General features: G+C 68.1%; 15 protein-coding genes. 6 read left to right on the forward strand and 9 right to left on the reverse strand.

Annotation, left to right across the window (positions count from 1 at the left end; translation table 11 throughout):
- Window positions 1-34: 34 nt before the first annotated feature.
- Genes ABEA34_RS11135 through ABEA34_RS11145 form a run of 3 tightly spaced genes read left to right on the forward strand, consistent with a single transcriptional unit; the run spans window position 35 to window position 3,731 of the window.
- Complete coding sequence (locus tag ABEA34_RS11135; RefSeq protein ID WP_345521327.1) at window positions 35-1,951, forward strand: AAA family ATPase; 1,917 nt, start codon at window positions 35-37, stop codon at window positions 1,949-1,951.
- Entirely contained in the window at window positions 1,948-2,820 is an 873-nt protein-coding gene (locus ABEA34_RS11140) for a hypothetical protein (RefSeq protein WP_345521328.1), read from the forward strand. The genes ABEA34_RS11135 and ABEA34_RS11140 overlap by 4 nt, the downstream gene beginning before the upstream one ends.
- An 11-nt stretch (window positions 2,821-2,831) precedes the next feature.
- Window positions 2,832-3,731, forward strand: coding sequence for an S-4TM family putative pore-forming effector (locus ABEA34_RS11145; RefSeq protein WP_345521329.1), 900 nt, complete (start codon window positions 2,832-2,834; stop codon window positions 3,729-3,731).
- A gap of 49 nt (window positions 3,732-3,780) precedes the next feature.
- Here ABEA34_RS11145 and ABEA34_RS11150 read toward each other — a convergent pair whose 3' ends face one another.
- The 4 genes from ABEA34_RS11150 to ABEA34_RS11165 all read right to left on the reverse strand — a co-directional run bounded on the left by ABEA34_RS11150 (window position 3,781) and on the right by ABEA34_RS11165 (window position 8,668).
- Window positions 3,781-5,169: a DUF1254 domain-containing protein gene (locus tag ABEA34_RS11150; protein ID WP_345521330.1), complete on the reverse strand. Its 1,389-nt coding sequence runs from the start codon at window positions 5,167-5,169 to the stop codon at window positions 3,781-3,783.
- Window positions 5,170-5,331: 162 nt separating this feature from the next.
- Window positions 5,332-6,198 carry a DNA adenine methylase gene (locus ABEA34_RS11155; RefSeq protein WP_345521331.1) on the reverse strand — a complete coding sequence of 289 codons (867 nt, stop codon included), beginning with the start codon at window positions 6,196-6,198 and terminating at the stop codon, window positions 5,332-5,334.
- On the reverse strand, window positions 6,195-7,733 hold the full coding sequence (locus ABEA34_RS11160; protein WP_345521332.1) for a hypothetical protein: 1,539 nt from the start codon (window positions 7,731-7,733) through the stop codon (window positions 6,195-6,197). Before ABEA34_RS11160 ends, ABEA34_RS11155 begins: the two co-directional genes overlap by 4 nt.
- Before the next feature lie 284 nt (window positions 7,734-8,017).
- Window positions 8,018-8,668, reverse strand: coding sequence for a DUF305 domain-containing protein (locus tag ABEA34_RS11165; protein WP_345521333.1), 651 nt, complete (start codon window positions 8,666-8,668; stop codon window positions 8,018-8,020).
- 187 nt (window positions 8,669-8,855) lie between these two features.
- On the opposite strand from ABEA34_RS11165, the gene ABEA34_RS11170 reads away from it, so the two are divergent.
- Together ABEA34_RS11170 and ABEA34_RS11175 are read left to right on the forward strand one after the other, a co-directional pair.
- A complete protein-coding gene (locus tag ABEA34_RS11170; protein WP_345521334.1) occupies window positions 8,856-9,530 on the forward strand; it encodes a DUF4396 domain-containing protein in 675 nt (224 codons plus the stop codon).
- Window positions 9,531-9,585: 55 nt separating this feature from the next.
- Window positions 9,586-9,921 (forward strand): rhodanese-like domain-containing protein, encoded by a 336-nt coding sequence (locus ABEA34_RS11175; protein WP_345521335.1) that lies wholly within the window; start codon window positions 9,586-9,588, stop codon window positions 9,919-9,921.
- Between the two features lie 3 nt (window positions 9,922-9,924).
- Here ABEA34_RS11175 and ABEA34_RS11180 read toward each other — a convergent pair whose 3' ends face one another.
- Window positions 9,925-10,401, reverse strand: a complete 477-nt coding sequence (locus ABEA34_RS11180; RefSeq protein WP_345521336.1) for a hypothetical protein — start codon at window positions 10,399-10,401, stop codon at window positions 9,925-9,927.
- Window positions 10,402-10,432: 31 nt separating this feature from the next.
- Entirely contained in the window at window positions 10,433-11,116 is a 684-nt protein-coding gene (gene aat, locus ABEA34_RS11185; RefSeq protein ID WP_345521337.1) for a leucyl/phenylalanyl-tRNA--protein transferase, read from the reverse strand.
- A gap of 49 nt (window positions 11,117-11,165) precedes the next feature.
- On the opposite strand from aat, the gene ABEA34_RS11190 reads away from it, so the two are divergent.
- Entirely contained in the window at window positions 11,166-11,858 is a 693-nt protein-coding gene (locus ABEA34_RS11190) for an EcsC family protein (protein WP_345521338.1), read from the forward strand.
- Here ABEA34_RS11190 and ABEA34_RS11195 read toward each other — a convergent pair.
- The 3 genes from ABEA34_RS11195 to ABEA34_RS11205 are packed head-to-tail and all read right to left on the reverse strand — an operon-like array spanning window position 11,819 to window position 15,220.
- On the reverse strand, window positions 11,819-13,033 hold the full coding sequence (locus ABEA34_RS11195; RefSeq protein WP_345521339.1) for a hypothetical protein: 1,215 nt from the start codon (window positions 13,031-13,033) through the stop codon (window positions 11,819-11,821). The two genes, ABEA34_RS11190 and ABEA34_RS11195, sit on opposite strands and share 40 nt — an antisense overlap.
- Window positions 13,034-13,043: 10 nt before the next feature.
- The gene (locus ABEA34_RS11200; RefSeq protein ID WP_345521340.1) at window positions 13,044-14,135 is read right to left on the reverse strand and encodes a hypothetical protein; all 1,092 of its coding nucleotides are present in this window, start codon (window positions 14,133-14,135) and stop codon (window positions 13,044-13,046) included.
- Window positions 14,132-15,220 (reverse strand): hypothetical protein, encoded by a 1,089-nt coding sequence (locus ABEA34_RS11205; protein ID WP_345521341.1) that lies wholly within the window; start codon window positions 15,218-15,220, stop codon window positions 14,132-14,134. The genes ABEA34_RS11200 and ABEA34_RS11205 overlap by 4 nt, the downstream gene beginning before the upstream one ends.
- Between the last annotated feature and the right edge of the window lie 5 nt (window positions 15,221-15,225).

Consider the following 15,225-nt stretch of genomic DNA (forward strand, 5'->3'; position numbering starts at 1 on the left):
CACCGTGATCCACGACACGTCCGCAGGGGGACTCATGCAACTCACTCGCTTCCGAGTCCGGAAGTTCCGGAACATCCTCGACAGCGGCGACATCGCCGTCGACGAGGAAGTCACCTGCCTGGTCGGCATGAACGAGGCCGGTAAGACCGCCGTGCTCGCGGCCTTGTATCGCCTCAACCCCGTGGACGGTACGGCCTTCCACACCCAGCACGACTACCCCCGATGGCTGCTGTCCAAGGACCGCAAGGCTGGCCTCGTCGAGGAGGTCCGGCCCATCGAGGCCGACTTCACCCTGACCGACGAGCAGACGAAGGCCGTCGCCGAGAAGTTCGGCGAGGACGTCTTGGCCAACGACCAGATCACCGTTTACCGCACCTACGACACCGACACCGCGTGGCTGGAGATCTCTGCTGCCGAGGGCAAGGCTGTCGAGAACTTCCTGCGGTCACACCCTGTAGCGGACAAGGACATCGCCAAGGCGCTGAAGGGGGCGGACACCTTCGATGACCTCCGCGCTCGCATCGCCACCCTGACCACCGAGGCCCAGTCGGAAGCGAAGGTCGAGGCAGTCGCTGCACTCGCTGAGGTTGCGGCTGCGGTGACAGCGCTCGTGGGCGACGGCGACCTCGACGACGCGATCATGGATGTGCTCGACCCGCACTTGCCGTCGTTCTTCTACTTCGGCGAGTACAGCGTCCTCGAAGGCAGGATCGACCTCCTACGCCTGTCCAACGGGGCCGAGGAGGAGACCGCCTCCACATCCGACCAGACCGCACGCTCGCTACTCGCCCTCGCCGACACCACGCCCGCTGCGCTGTGCGCCGACGACTACGAGGACCGGCGCGCCGAACTCGAAGCCGTCAGCAACGACCTCACGGAGCAGGTCTTCGAATACTGGAAGCAGAACCCGAGCCTGCGGGTCCGGTTCGACATCGACCGCAAGATCGGCACCAACCCGCAGGGCTACCCGTACATAACCGAGAACGTTCTGGACATCCGCGTCGAGGACACCCGGCACTACTTCACCAACAACTTCTCCCAGCGCTCCAGCGGCTTCCGGTGGTTCTTCTCGTTCCTCGCTGCCTTCACCGAGTTCGAGTCACGCAACGACAACTTCGTCATCCTCCTCGACGAGCCCGGCCTCACCCTCCACGGGCGCGCACAGGCCGACTTCCTTCGCTTCATCAACGAGCGCCTAGCCCCTGCCGCACAGGTCCTCTACACGACCCACTCACCGTTCATGGTGGAGACCGACCGGATCGCGCGCGTCCGCATCGTCGAGGACAAGGGGCCTAAAGAAGGATCCGTCGTCAGCCAGGAAGTGCTCACCGTCAACGCCGACAGCCTGTTCCCCCTGCAAGCCGCGCTCGGCTACGACGTCGCCCAGCACCTCTTCATCGGGAACAGCAACCTCCTCGTCGAAGGACCTAGCGACTTCCTCTACCTCGACCTCATCGGACGCAAACTCGCCGACGAAGGACGGACTGGGCTCGACGAGCGGTGGCGGATACTCCCCGCCGGAAGCGCCTCCAACATCCCCGCGTTCGTCGCACTCATCGGTCGCGAACTCGAAGTCACCGTCCTAGTCGACTCAGGAACCGAAGGCGCCGGGCGACTCGACGCCGCCATGGAAGCGGGCCGTCTCAAGAAGGACCGCCTCATCCGCGTCGGCGACGTCATCGGCTCCAAGCACGCCGACATCGAAGACCTGATGACCCTCGACGACTACCTGCCGCTGTACAACGAGGCGTTCGACCGCAACGTGAAGGAGACCGACCTCCCGCCCGGAGACCGGGTTGTGCACCGCCTGCAGACACTCAACGGCAAGTACGACCACTACAAGCCCGCCGAGGCACTCCTCCGTGACCCCACGAAGATCGACGCTCTCAGCGCCGACACCCTCGCCAACTTCGAGTCCCTCATCGAACGCATCAACGCCACCCTCGCGTGACAGCATTCTGGGAAGGCTTCGACCGCTACCTGGCTGCGCGTGCCCCGACCGAGGCACACAAGGCCGAGGTTCGCAGGTACCGCGAGCGCATCCGGGGGATCATCGCGGCCAACCACAACCTCATGGGGTTCTTCCAGAGCGGGTCGTTCCAACACGGCACCGCCGTGATGCCGTACAGCGATGTCGACTACATCGCCCGGATCCACTTCGAAGACAAGCCGGGGTCGTCCAACACCATCCTCAACAACCTTCGCGACCTTCTGAAACGCGAACTGTGGGATGCCACCGTGACCGTGCGCCGCCCAACCGTCACCGTCGAGTTCCCTAGCCTGCTCCCGTTCTACGAGATCACTCCCGGCTACCTCCACCGGGGTGGCACGACCGACGAAGACCGCGTCCTGCTGATCCCGGCACCGGGCGGCGGCTGGCGAGAGGCCGCGCCGCAGGCCCACAACAAGTTCGTCGGCGATATGGACCGCAAGCACGGTGGTGACGTCCGCAAGACCGCGCGACTCCTCAAGGCGTGGAAGTACGAGCACAGCGTCCCGATCTCGTCGTTCTACTTAGAGATGCGGGCTGCCGAGTACGGCAAGAACAACGACTCGATGTACCCGTTCTCGGCCTGCCGGTCCATCTTCACCACACTCGCTGACCAAGGGCTCCCGTCCATGAACGACCCGGCCCGGCTGGTGGCGCGCATCAACGCCTGTTCCAGCGAGTCCGCCCGCGCCTCGTCCATGAGCCACCTCCGGAGGTGCAAGCAGAGCATCAACGCCGCGTCGGCAGCATGGCTCGCCGACGAGCGGTGGGACATGAACCAGGCTCTTCAGGACGTCTGGGGCAGCGACTTCCCCTACTGCGACACGTAGGCTCCGGCGCGATGACCAGCACCCCGGCCGAGATCTCCGTCGCGCAGAACACCGACCGTGCGCAGCGGCTGATCGCCGCGCAATCCCGGCGGTACACCGACGCCAAGCGGCTCCATGACACCCGAGTGATCACGGTGACCGCCTTGGCTGCCGCCACCGTCATCACCGCGCTCGCGCTCCCGGACGCGCGGATCGTCGTCGGCACCATCGGCGGCGCGGTCGCCTTCCTATGGTCTGTGCTCGGCGGAGGGCGCGAGAAGCGATGCCGGAAGCAAGCAGCCTTCATGCAAGAGGAGTTCGACACCTACGTGTTCGACATGCCGTGGAACAACATGGCTGCCGAACACCCTTCGCCAACGCTCATCACCGAGGCCGCCACTCGGTATCGAGGCAACCGAACTAAGGACTGGTACCCCGACACCGCGCCGGTGGCACGGCCTCTCGACGTCCTGATCTGCCAGCGGAGCAACCTCGGCTGGGGAGCGTCTATCCACCGGCTCTACGCCGCAATCCTCACCGGACTGCTCGTCACGCTGGTCCTCGCCGGGACCGCCATCGCGCTCATCGCGAATCTCAACGCCACAGAAATCCTGACAGTCCTGCTAGTGCCGCTACTCGGGCCCGTGCGAGAACTCATTGAGATGATCCGTAACAACCGAGATAGCGCAGACACTAAGACCAGCACGGAGAACAAGGTCCACAACCTGTGGCAGCGCGGCCTCGAACCGAGTGGGCAGGTCACCATCAAGGACTGCCGCGCCGTACAGGATCAGATCCTCAGCATCCGCCAGACGAATGCCCACGTCCCGGACTGGCTCGACAACCTCCGCCGCAAGCGGAGCGAGACCCTCATGCAGCAGAGCGCCGTCCACCTTATCGAAGAAGCCGTACAACACGGCAAGATCCGCTGACCGTCGACCTCGGGTCGGTCGTGAGTACCGCCGACGTTCCTAGCCTCGATCAGTTCGTCGTAATGTCGCCCAACTTCCAGGTGCGGTCGAAATATGGCTGGAGCGGGCCGTAGAAGCGGAAGTAGGAGAACCAGTGTTGCCCGGGGATCGTCTGGACCCAGTTCGACTCCTTGCCCTCGGGTGCGGTGGGGCCGAACCAGAGGTCGACGGAGCCGTCGTCGTTGTGCACCACGTCGGGGTCACGGGACCCTCGGTCGCCGCGTTGCTGTTCGTTGTCGATGAGGCAACGAGTGTCGGCGGTGTAGACCGTTGCGGACCAGAACAACTTCGCGGGCACGTCGGCCGGGACGTGGAGGGTGTACGAGGAGCCGCCGTCTAGCCAGTCACCGTTCTGGTCGGTGTAGGACCCGAGGTATGCCTGTCCGACGCCGGGGGTCTGGCTCTTCATTGCGGTGGAGAACGTGACTGCTTCGTAGAACCAAGACGCTCGTTCGAGGAGTTCGTCGTAGTGCGGTCCTCGCTGGGCGGGGTTGTCGAGGACGATGGCCAGGTCCCACTGCCGGTCGGGCCAGTACCGCGAACCGGCGAATCTCTTGGCGAAGGCGTTGGCGCGGGCCATCAGTTCACCGGCTTCGGTGGCCTGGGTCAGGATTCCTGTGAGTCGCTCGTCGGGAGCGAACGGCTGGCCTACCTCGATCCCGAGTTGACGCAGCATCGCGAGGTGGAACCGGTCGCGTTCGTCAACGACCTCGCTCTGGTAGATGTCGTGCAGCCGTACCCAGTAGTCGAGCCCACGTGGCTGGTCACCCGACCATGACTTGCCGTCCGGGCTCACGACGCGGGTAGGGGGCGGGTTGTCGCGCTGCTCGTAGGGGTAGATCCGAACCTGGGCGACGAGAGCCCGGGACCGGTCGGGGTCGGGGTCGAGGGTCCGGAACCCGAAGAACAGGTTGACCCCGGTCGAGTGCAACACGTTGTAGCCGTCCGTGGTCGGAGGCTCCTGTCCAGGCGGCACGATGAGGTACTTCCCACCCTTGCCCTGATCGGGGCCCATCTCGCCCATGACCCCGAACTCGCGTTGCCAGAAGTCCGAGACTCCGCCAGCGACCGGTCCGGCAGGCATCTCGATGACGAGCGGACCTGTCTCAGAGAGCCGGATCAGAGTCATGATGTACGGGGTGGTGGCGTTCGCGGTGATGATCCCCAACCGGTCGCGGTAGGACACGTACGCGACAAGGTCTGAGTTCGTGGCACCGAACACCTCGCGATGCTCATGCTGCCACTGCGCGTACGAAACCAGCGGCAACGACCACAGGTACGCCTGCGTCGCCAACTGATAGTCCAACTCGTCGAAGACCAACCCCAGGTCCTCGCGTCGAGGCAGACCACCATCGATTTGAACCTCGCCCAGCCTGCCCGGCAACCGTGGTGTCGTCACCCTTGAAGCCTAGCGAGCCTCAAACCCTCGACGCCCAAACCGTGCCTTGACGTACCTCGGCCGGGGACCCGAACCCGATCAGGCCGAACCCTCAGAAGGGTGACCGCTGTAATTCATCGCAACCCTCACCACAGGTGTTTGGGGCACACGGTGAAGGCGGCGCTACGCGACCCACTTCGCGTCGCGGCCCCTCAGGATGCGAATGTCTGGAACCCGAAGTCCGCGACTGAAGAACATCAACTCCTTGCCGACCTTCTGAGTCTGAGCGGTGTGGCTGATGTTGAACCTTGCGCACCGCACCTCGGGGTAGAGGTGCCTGATCCGCTCGCCGTTGTCGTAGGTCAGAACCCAGGGGTGCGGGCTGCGAAGCAGTTGCCCGGCGAGTCGGCTGTGGTCGTCCCACGTGTGGGCTGTCATGTACAACTCGTCACCCTGCGCGATGTAGGGCGGATCGACATAAAGGAACACGGGGCGCTTGCGGCGGTTGAGTCGAGGAATCAGCGTGGTGGCCCGCTCCTGCGTAACGGTGACCTGGTGGGCGTACGTGCCCAGCGCGGCGATCCGCTCAACCAGGTCCTTCTTGTTAAATCGGGCGTCGATCTTCCACTCCCCGGTCTGCTCAAGACCACCGATAGGTCGAGCGCTGAGGATTCCGGAGCGGTTGCACCGGTTGAGGAAGTACGTGGCGAACCCGAGTTCGGCGTCGTCTCGACCGTCCGGGGTGGAGTAAATGTTCCGTTGAGCGTGCCAGTTGTCGATGGTCACCTCTACGGCGTCCACCTTGGAGGCGAAGGCGTCAGTGTCGGCGAGCAAGGTGCGCCAGAAGGCAGCGACGCCGGGATTGAGGTCGTTGATGATGAGGCGTTCGACGTGCCCCTCAACGAGAAGGTGAAGTCCCGCTCCGGCTCCACCAGCGTACGGTTCGCAGTAGGTCTCGATGTCGACTCGTTGACTGGCCAGCAGGCGTGCGAAGTATGGTCCGAGCCGCGCCTTGCCGCCGGGGTAGCGCAGCGGGGACAGGTAGTTCACTTCGCCTCCAGTCCGGTCTTGTTGTTGACGGCTTCGAGGAAAGGTCGCCAGACCTGGCTGTACCGGCGCGAGTGGTGAAGGTCAGGGTGAGCCGTCGGGTTGTGCACGAATTGGTGAAGGTACCGGACCCCGAAGTCTTGCTGCGTCTCCATGTACGCGGGTGTCAGCGCTGGGAGGTCCGGGCGCGGCCGGTCGTACTTCGGATCGAGCACCTTGAGGCACGCCTTGACCTTCTGCGCGAACGAGTCCTTCTCTTCCGCTCCGCTCCAGGCAAGGACCATGGGTTCAGAGACCGTGAGTTCGACAATGACGCGCGCCATCACACAGGCGATCCCTGGGGCCTGCTCGTGCTCTACCTGTCGCGCCTCCTTGAGGAGCAACTGTGTGCGCCGCGAGAGGTGTGGCAACTTCAGGTCCTGGTAGAGACGCTTCTCAGGTGTCGCCTCGTTCTTCCGAGGAGCAGTACCCGACCCCGGCGACGAACCGCCACTGCCACCGTCAGCCCCGCCCCCGGCGTCGCCGTTCGTGCCACCCGCACCATCATCGCCGCCCCCGCCAGTGCCACCCCCCGAGTCGGAGTCGACCGAACCGGTGTCCTCGCCTTCCCCTTGCTCACCGTTCTCATCGTCATCACCGCCCTCATCGGTCGAAGAAGCGGCGTACGGGGTGTCGGCGAGGCGAGTGGCGTCGGCCTCGTCCAGCCCGTCGGTGTCAGGGAGCACATGCTTGTTCTCGTCGAGCAACTTCCGACGCACGTCCGCGTTCTTGTACGCATCGACCGGCTTCGCGTCGATGTACCGGAACGCCCAGTCGAAGAACGCGTGGAGTGCGTCAGCGGAATGCTTCGCCCACAGAGTCCGCTCACGAACGTAGATCTCATCAGTCTCTCGGACCGCCAGATGCAAGCGGTTCAGCACGTCCATCGCGAAGAACCGACCGATGTTGGTCAACTTGTTGTCGCGGACCCGCTTGATGACCTCCACGAGCGCAGCGTCCTGGGCGTACGCCTCCTGCAACTCGTCAGCAATCGCAATCGACCGGACCGTCCCCGAGTCCACCGGCGCGTTCAGACGCTTCCGATGCGTCGCGATCTGCTCGGCGCTCCAACCCTTCACGCCGACGCCCTTGTTGAGCCCCGTGTGTCGCAGGACCAGCCAGTGATCGGCAGTCTCACGGTCCGGCACCACCGCGCACATGATCGTCGCGGGCGGCGTGCCCTTGCCCACTACCCGCTTGAAGGCAGCACGATGAGCGGCGTCGTCGGCGAGGTCCGGGTTGGCGAGCAACTTCAACGCCGCGAACCGCCGGTTACCTTCGAGCACCAGGTGCTTGTTGCCGTCCTTCATCACGATGGGGAGTTCGGCGGGATTCGACTCACCCATCTCGACCAGATCGCGCGCGAGTGCCAACAACTGCTTGTAGCCCTCGGACAGGAGCCGGTTGACGGCTTCATGATCACTGTCGGTGCCATCGGGCAGCCGTGGATTCTGAGGATCCAGCCGCACCTGACTTGCCCGTAGCCGCTTGTAGTCCATGAGAGTCTCCCCGCGATTCCTGCCGCAGGGTATACGTCCCGTCAACGCCACGTGCGCAGAACGCAGCATCGCCCAGCCCGCCGGTCAACCGCACTAGTGGCCAACGTTCGTGTCAAAAGTGCCGATGTACTGGCCAACGCACGTGTCAGAAAAGTGATCGGTGGCCAAACCAACTGTCAAAGCCGGTGGCCACTCGTGTCAGGACTACGCTCGGACAGGTCCGCACCAATGGCCAACTAAACTGTCAGGTCACAGGACGAGAGGCCGACGCAGCTCACCTTTCGCTACGACCCGATGAGTGACTTCATCTCCTCGATCTCGGCTTTCTGCGCGATGACGATCTCTCCGGCGAGGTCGACGGCGGGCTCGTACTGCCCGTCCTTCTGCTCGGTCCTCGCCATCTCGATGGCGCCCGCGTGGTGTTGGATCATCATTTCAAGCCACATGTCCTGAAACTCGGCGCCGGAGGCGTTCTGCAGCGCGTCCATGTCGTCGGCGGACATCATTCCTGGCATGGAGTCGTTCATGCCCTCCATCGAGTCGGACATGTCGCCCATGTCGTGACCGGCGTTGGTGTGGTCGCGCATGGTCTCGGGGATCTCTTCGTCCCAGTCGGTGAGCCAGTCGCTCATGGTCTCGATCTCGGGTCCCTGTGCCTCACGGATGGCTTCGGCGAGTGCTTCCACCTGCGGGTCAAGGGTGCGGTCGACGGTCAGGTCGACCATCGAGAGGGCTTGTGCGTGGTGCTGGATCATGTCGGTCGCGAAGGTCACGTCGGCGGCGTTGTGACTCGTCGGTGACCGTGACGTGGAGTCGTCGCTGCCGTCGCCGCAGGCGGTGGCGGTCAGCGCCAACGTCAGCCCGAGGCCGACTGCTGCGAGCGTCTTCATGGTTCGTCCGGCCTGAGGTGTCGTGGGCGAGGTGCGGTGGCGCATGGGTTCTCCTGGAGGTCATCGAAGGTGGGGTGTGGGCAGCACGGCCAGCACCCCTGGAGGCACGGCGTATGCGGGTCCCCCATCAGCATCTGATGACGGAGAAAGCGCTGGGTGACATCTGGAATATACCCCCATAGGGTATCGGTTGGGGCGGCGTCGGACCAGACCCCGGCAAGGGAGACGAGCGATGAGCGACACCGCCAGCCACGAGCACCACGGGCACGAACATGACGCGGGGCACCAGATGGGCAGCCTCAACGCCATGTCCGCGTCCGCAACCCTGCACTGCCTCACCGGGTGCGCCATCGGCGAGATCGCCGGTCTGCTGATCGGTACCGCCATCGGCCTGAGCAACGGGTGGACCATCGCGATCTCCATCGCACTGGCGTTCGTCTTCGGCTACACCCTCTCCACGCTCCCGCTCCTCAAGGCCGGACTCGCCCTCGGGACCGCCCTGGGCGTCGTCCTCGCTGCCGACACACTGTCCATCGCCACCATGGAAGTCGTCGACAACCTCGTCATGGCTCTCATCCCCGGCGCGATGAACGCCGGTCTCGTCAACGTCGTGTTCTGGGTCGGGATGATGATCGCCCTCACCGTCGCGTTCTTCGCCGCCTACCCCGTCAACCGGTACCTGCTCCAGCGCGGGAAGGGTCACGCCCTGACCCACCAGTACCACGGCACCGACACCGCCGTGACCGGCCCGAGCCGGTTCATCCCCTCCATCCCCACGCCCAGCCTGGTGGCGGTGCTCATCGCATTCATGCTCGGCGGACTCATCGTCGCCATCGCAGACGAGCTCGGGGAGAACACGGGCGGCGAGCCGGGCGGTCACAGCGCGGTGTCGACTCAGCGCCGCTGAACCAGACCTACAGCCCTGCTCGGCGTGCTCACGGGCGTGAGCCTAGTGTCGGAGCATGAGCCAGATCCCGACCGTGTCCATCGACGCCGTGCCCGACCCGCTGCCCGAGGAGCTCTCGGTCCTCGACGTCCGCGAGGACTTCGAGTGGGTGGGCGGCCACATCGACGGCGCCGTGCACATCCCGATGAACGAGCTGCCCGAGCGGCTCGACGAGGTCGGCGGCGGGCAGACCCTGGTGGTCTGCAAGGTCGGCGGCCGCTCCGGCCAGGTCGTGGCCTGGCTCGCGGAGCAGGGGTACGACGTGGTCAACCTCGACGGCGGGATGCTCGACTGGAAGGCGGCCGGCCGGCCGATGGTGAGCGAGAACGGCCAGCCGCCCCAGGTGGTGTGAGGGTCAGCTCGCGGACGGCGACGGCGTCGGGAGCTCCGGGTCGTCGCAGTTGTCCTGGGTCCAGTCGCTGAACGTCTCGGCCGACTTGTTGTCGGCCTCCGACAGCTCGCTGTCCAGGTTGGACAGGTCCTCGACGCTGGCGTCGTCGTCGACGTCCTTGATCGTGGAGATCACGACGTCGAACCCGTCCCGCACGTCGTCGGGCATGTCCTCCGGCGTGCCCAGGTCCTCCATGTCGCCGGCCCAGTCCTTCATGCCCTTCACGGCGGCGGAGGTGTCCTCGGGGTCGGCCGCCACCAGCTGGGTGTAGAGGTCGTTGAACTTCGTGCAGAAGTCGTCCTGCGAGACCGTCCCCGAGTCGGCCTTCGAGCCCGACGCGTCCGAGCCACCGTCGCTGTCGCTGCCCCCGCAGCCGACCAGGCCTCCGAGGAGCAGTGCGGTCGCCGCGATCGTGACGGCGGTGTTCGTGGACCTGTTCATGGTCGTCTCCCTCGTTCGTGGTCGGTCTCGATCACCGTTCCCCGAAGAGGTCCGGCTCACGCACGTGGAGAGCGCGGCCGAGACGGCGCAGATACTCCTCGCGGCTCACCTCGACGACTCCGAGCGACGCGAGGTGCGGTGTCGACCACTGCACGTCCAGCAGTCGCTGGGCCGGATAGCTCGCCCGCAGACCCTCGACCAGCGCCACCAGGGCCACCTTGGACGCGTCGCGCTCGCGGTGGAACATCGACTCCCCCGCGAAGAGCCCGCCGATGCCCACGCCGTACAGCCCGCCGGCCAGCCGCCCGTCGCGCCACGCCTCGACCGAGTGCGCCCACCCGAGCTCGTGCAGCCGGAGGTACGCCGCGCGGATGTCGCCGTCGATCCACCCCTGCGGCCGGGACGGGTCGGCGCACGCGTCGGCGACCTCGGCGAATGCCGTGTCCACGCGGATCTCGAACTCCCGGCACGAGCGGCGCAGCGACTTCGACACCACCAGCCCGTCGAGCGGCAGCACCCCGCGACGGACCGGGCAGAACCAGTACATCGGGTCCCCCGGCGTACCCGACGGCATCGGGAAGAGGCCGCGCCGGTACGCCGCCAGGAGCGTCCCGGGCGCCAGGTCCGCGCCGATGCCGACGAGGTCGTCGTCGGGGTCGTAGCCCTGCGGGTCCCCGAACGTCCAGCGCGACGGCGGGGGCTCGACGGGACTCACGCGTCCGACCGTAGCGGGCGGGTGCCGACCCGTTCCGTACCATCGGAGCGTGGGCGCGAAGACCAGCATGACCTCGGCGGCGGGCAAGTACGTCGCGCCGCGGCTGCCCGCGCTCGCACCGGAGCTCAACGCGACGTTCGTCCGCGAGGCGCTCAACCGGGCGATCCACGGCATCGGGCCGCTGCCGTCGGCCCCCGCGGCCGCCGAGAAGGCGCTCCGGGAGACCAAGGGCAACCGGAAGCGCGCGGTGAAGGCGGTCGTCGACGACCACATCCGCTACGCCGGCGCCCAGGGCATGCTCACCAGCGTCGGCGGGGCGTTCACGGCGATGGTCACGATCCCGACCAACATCACCGGCCTCGCCCTGATCCAGGCCCGCATGGTGGCGGTCATCGCGCACCTGCGCGGCTACGACCTCGAGGACCCGCGGGTGCGCAACGCGATCCTCGCCTGCATGCTCGGCGAGGACCGGGTCGAGGCGCTGGTCAAGGCGCGCAAGATCCCGGCTCCCCCGATGGCGCTCGCGACCGCACCGGTGCACGACCCGGAGATCGAGCGGGTGCTCTGCGCCGAGGTCACCTCGGAGCTGGTGACCCGGGTGGCCGGCAAGCGCGCCGCGATCATGGTCGCGCGCAAGGTGCCGATCGTCGGCGGCGTCGTCGGCATGAGCGTGGACGGCTTCGCGACGTACCAGATCGGCCGCTACGCGGGCGGCGAGCTCCGCCCGCGCAACCGCCGGTAGCCCTGGAGCGCGCGGCGGCCGGTGTCGCTGTCCTGGAGGCGCCGCACGGTGCGCTCGCGCCAGCGGTACGTCGGACGCAGGTAGGACCGCTCGAGCGCCTCGTAGGTGGCGCGCAGCTCGGCCTGGAGCTCGCCCTCGCGCCGGCGCAGGCGTGCGCCCTCGAGCAGCGTCGCCTTGAGCGCGTCGAGCGCCGCGTCCGCGACCTCGGCCTCGTCGGGGTGGTCGGGGTCGACGTAGTCGGTGACGGGTGGGGCGCCGGTCAGGTCGCCGAGGTCGCCCACGACGTCGTACCCGCGCCGCTCGATCTCCTCGACCCAGGACGCGGTCACCTCGGAGACCCACGGGTGCAGGTCGGGGGGTACGGCGAGGCGGGGTGAGTCGGTGCGCCGCGAGAGCGTCTGGTGGGCGAGCAGCTCCCGGACCAGCGGCCGGTAGTCGCCGGGCTCGAGCTCCTGGTTGGCGGACCGGTTGATCCGGCGCACCAGCGCCGTCTCGGGCACGCCGAGGGACGGGTTGGCGCGCTCCGCCTCCAGGTCGAGGGCGAGGCCGTCGAGCCCGAAGGCGGTGCTGAAGCGCTTCCACAGCAGGTCGGGCGGGCCACCCACGGGCGGGACCGTGACCAGGTGGATGCGGTCGGGGGGCAGGTCGTCGCCCCAGCGGTTCAGGATGTCGGGCAGCTCCTGCACGCCCCAGAACCAGGTGGAGATGCGGGTGTCGCGCTTCGGGTCGCGGATCTGGTCGAGGAAGGCGCCGTACGACAGGGACGCACGGTGCTTGACGTTCTCCTGCCACTCCGCGGGGATCTGCCGGACCAGGTCGCGCACCGAGATCATGATGTGGACCTCGGTGCCGTCGCCGTGGCCGAGCGAGGTGAGCGCGCGCCCGACCTGCGCGCGCGACGCCGTCGCGAGGATCTCGTGGCTGATGATCGCGGTGCCGTCGTGCCGGCGTACCTGCGCCGCCAGGGCGTCCCACTGACCGACGGCCTCGCGCTCGAGACCGCCCCAGGGCATCCGCATCAGGTCGAGGGCCGCGAGGAAGTGCGCGTCGAATCGGTCGCCGGGGTAGAGGATGCCGGCCTCGGCCAGGGTCTTCTGGTTGCGGAACAGCACGTCCTGGAGGTACGACGTGCCCGTCTTCGGCGTGCCGACGTGCAGCAGGACGCGGGAGCTCACGGGTGGACCACTACTTCTCTTCCAACAGCAGGCGCAGCGCGAGCGCCAGGACGCCGGCGTCCGAGGGTTCCGGTACGCCGGGGCGGTCGACGGGCAGCAGGGCGTCGGGGTCGCCGTGGACAGGGTAGCCAGCGCGCACCAGCTCGTCGCGCATCGAGCGGGCCCGCCCGCGCGCCCAGCCGACGTGGCGCGCGGGCAGCGTGAGCGCAGGCCCGGGGTGCGCGACGAGCCGCGGCAGCAGCACGCCGCGGAGCAGCGCGCGCTGCTCGTCGGGCACGGCCAGCAGCGCGAGGACCTGCCCGGTCCGGCGGGCCAGCTCGACGGCGTCGGCGGAGAGAGCGGGAGCAGACGCGAGCGGACGGCGTACGCCGACCAGGCGGGGCAGCGTCTCGAGGTCGAGCACGATCCGCACCCGGCGGACGCCGACCCGCTCGGCCGAGGAGCGGGCGAGCCGGGGCAGGTCGACCCGGTCCGGCAGCAGGTCGAGCGTGGCGCGGCGCCGTACCCAGTCGGTCCACGGGAGCGCCCCGCTGCCCAGGCTCCGGGCGGTCCACGCGTCGACCAGCATCTGCCCCAGGTCGGTGCCGAGCACCAGGACGAGCTCGGTGCGGCCGCCCGGCGGGCGGCCGCGGGCGACCAGGTCGGCGCGGCGCGGGTCGGCGAGCACCGGGTCGCCGAGCAGCCGGTAGCGGGTGCGCCAGGGCCGGGGCCGGCCGACGGCCGGCTCGGGCACGCCGGCGGCGTGGACGTCCTCGGCGAGCAGCCCGGCGGCGACCCGCAACAGCTCGTCGGCGTCCAGGTCGGCGGGGTCGACCGGGGGCGGCCCGAAGGCCAGGCGTTCGACCGAGCCGAGCAGCTCGAGGTCGGCGCGACCGCGGCCGGGTGCGCTGGCCTCGAGCACCCGGGTCGCGAGCCGCTCGGGGACCCGTCCCGACTCGTTGAGGCGCCGGAGCAGCTCGAGCTGCTGGGCTCCGGGCAGGTGCCGGCCGCGCGCGACGCCCTCCGCGGTCCAGTCGCGCCACGGCGTCGTGCCGCCGTCTCGCAGGTGTGCCGTCCAGCCCCAGGCGCGGCGGATGCCCGGGGTGTCCCCGTCGCTGCTCACCGTTCGCGCAGCCGCCGGGCGACCTTGCCCACCCGGGCCGTGAGCTGGTCGTCGGGGTCCTCCCGCCGGGCGGCCTCCACGATCACCGCGACGAGCGCGTCCAGCGCCGAGTCGGCGACGGCACGCGGTCGCGCGCGGTCGGGGTCGTGCCAGACCTCGCCCGGCGCCGGGCGCACCGGTCGGAGGTCCTCGACGTCGCCGACCACGTCGACGCCGGAGCCCTCGATCCACTCGCGCCAGGAGTCGAAGACCTCGTCGGCCCAGTCGTAGAGGTCGGGCGGCAGCGTGAGCCGCTGCTGGACGGGCTCCGCGGCCAGCGTCTCGTGGACGATGAGGTGGCGGACCAGCGCGCGGTAGTCGCCGTCCTCGAGGTCGGTGTGCCGGAGCCGGCTGTTGAGCTGGCGCAGCATCGAGCTCTCGGCTGCACCGATGGAGGGGTTGCGGCGGACGCCGTCGAGAGGGGCCCACGCCGGATCGATGTCGACGGCCCGGCAGAACCGGCGCCACAGCTCGCCGTGGGGTGCGCCGGGCTGCGGCACGGTGACGACGTGGACGTGGTCCGGCGGCAGCTGGCGGCTCCAGCGTCCGAGCACCTCGGTGACGCCCTGCACCTGCCAGAAGGACCGGCCCAGCTGGGTCCGCGGCTTCTGGACCCGGCGGACGAACTTGCGGTAGGTCATCCGGCCCTGGTGCTTGAGCCGCTCCTGCCACTCCGCAGGCACCTGGCGCGCCACGTCACGCGACGTGAGCACCACGTGGATCTCGGCGGGCGCCAAGGACGTGACGGCGCGCTCGACCTGCTCGCTGGTCGCCCCCGCCAGGATCTCGTGGCTGATCACCACCGACCCGTGGGCGCGTCGGGTGCGCTTGACCAGCGCGTCCCACTCGCCCTTGGCCTCGGCGAGCATCCCGCCCCAGGGCCGCTCCACCAGGTCGAGGGCAGCGTGGAACATGTCGCCCCGCGCGCCGATCGGGTAGCGGACGTCGTGCCGGGCCAGCTGCGACCGGTTCAGCGCCAGTCGGTCCTGGATGTAGGTGGTCCCGGTCTTGGGGGAGCCCACATGGAGGTACACGACGTCGGCCATGCGAG

It is taken from the genome of Nocardioides conyzicola (genome assembly GCF_039543825.1).
In the GTDB taxonomy this organism is placed as follows: domain Bacteria; phylum Actinomycetota; class Actinomycetes; order Propionibacteriales; family Nocardioidaceae; genus Nocardioides; species Nocardioides conyzicola.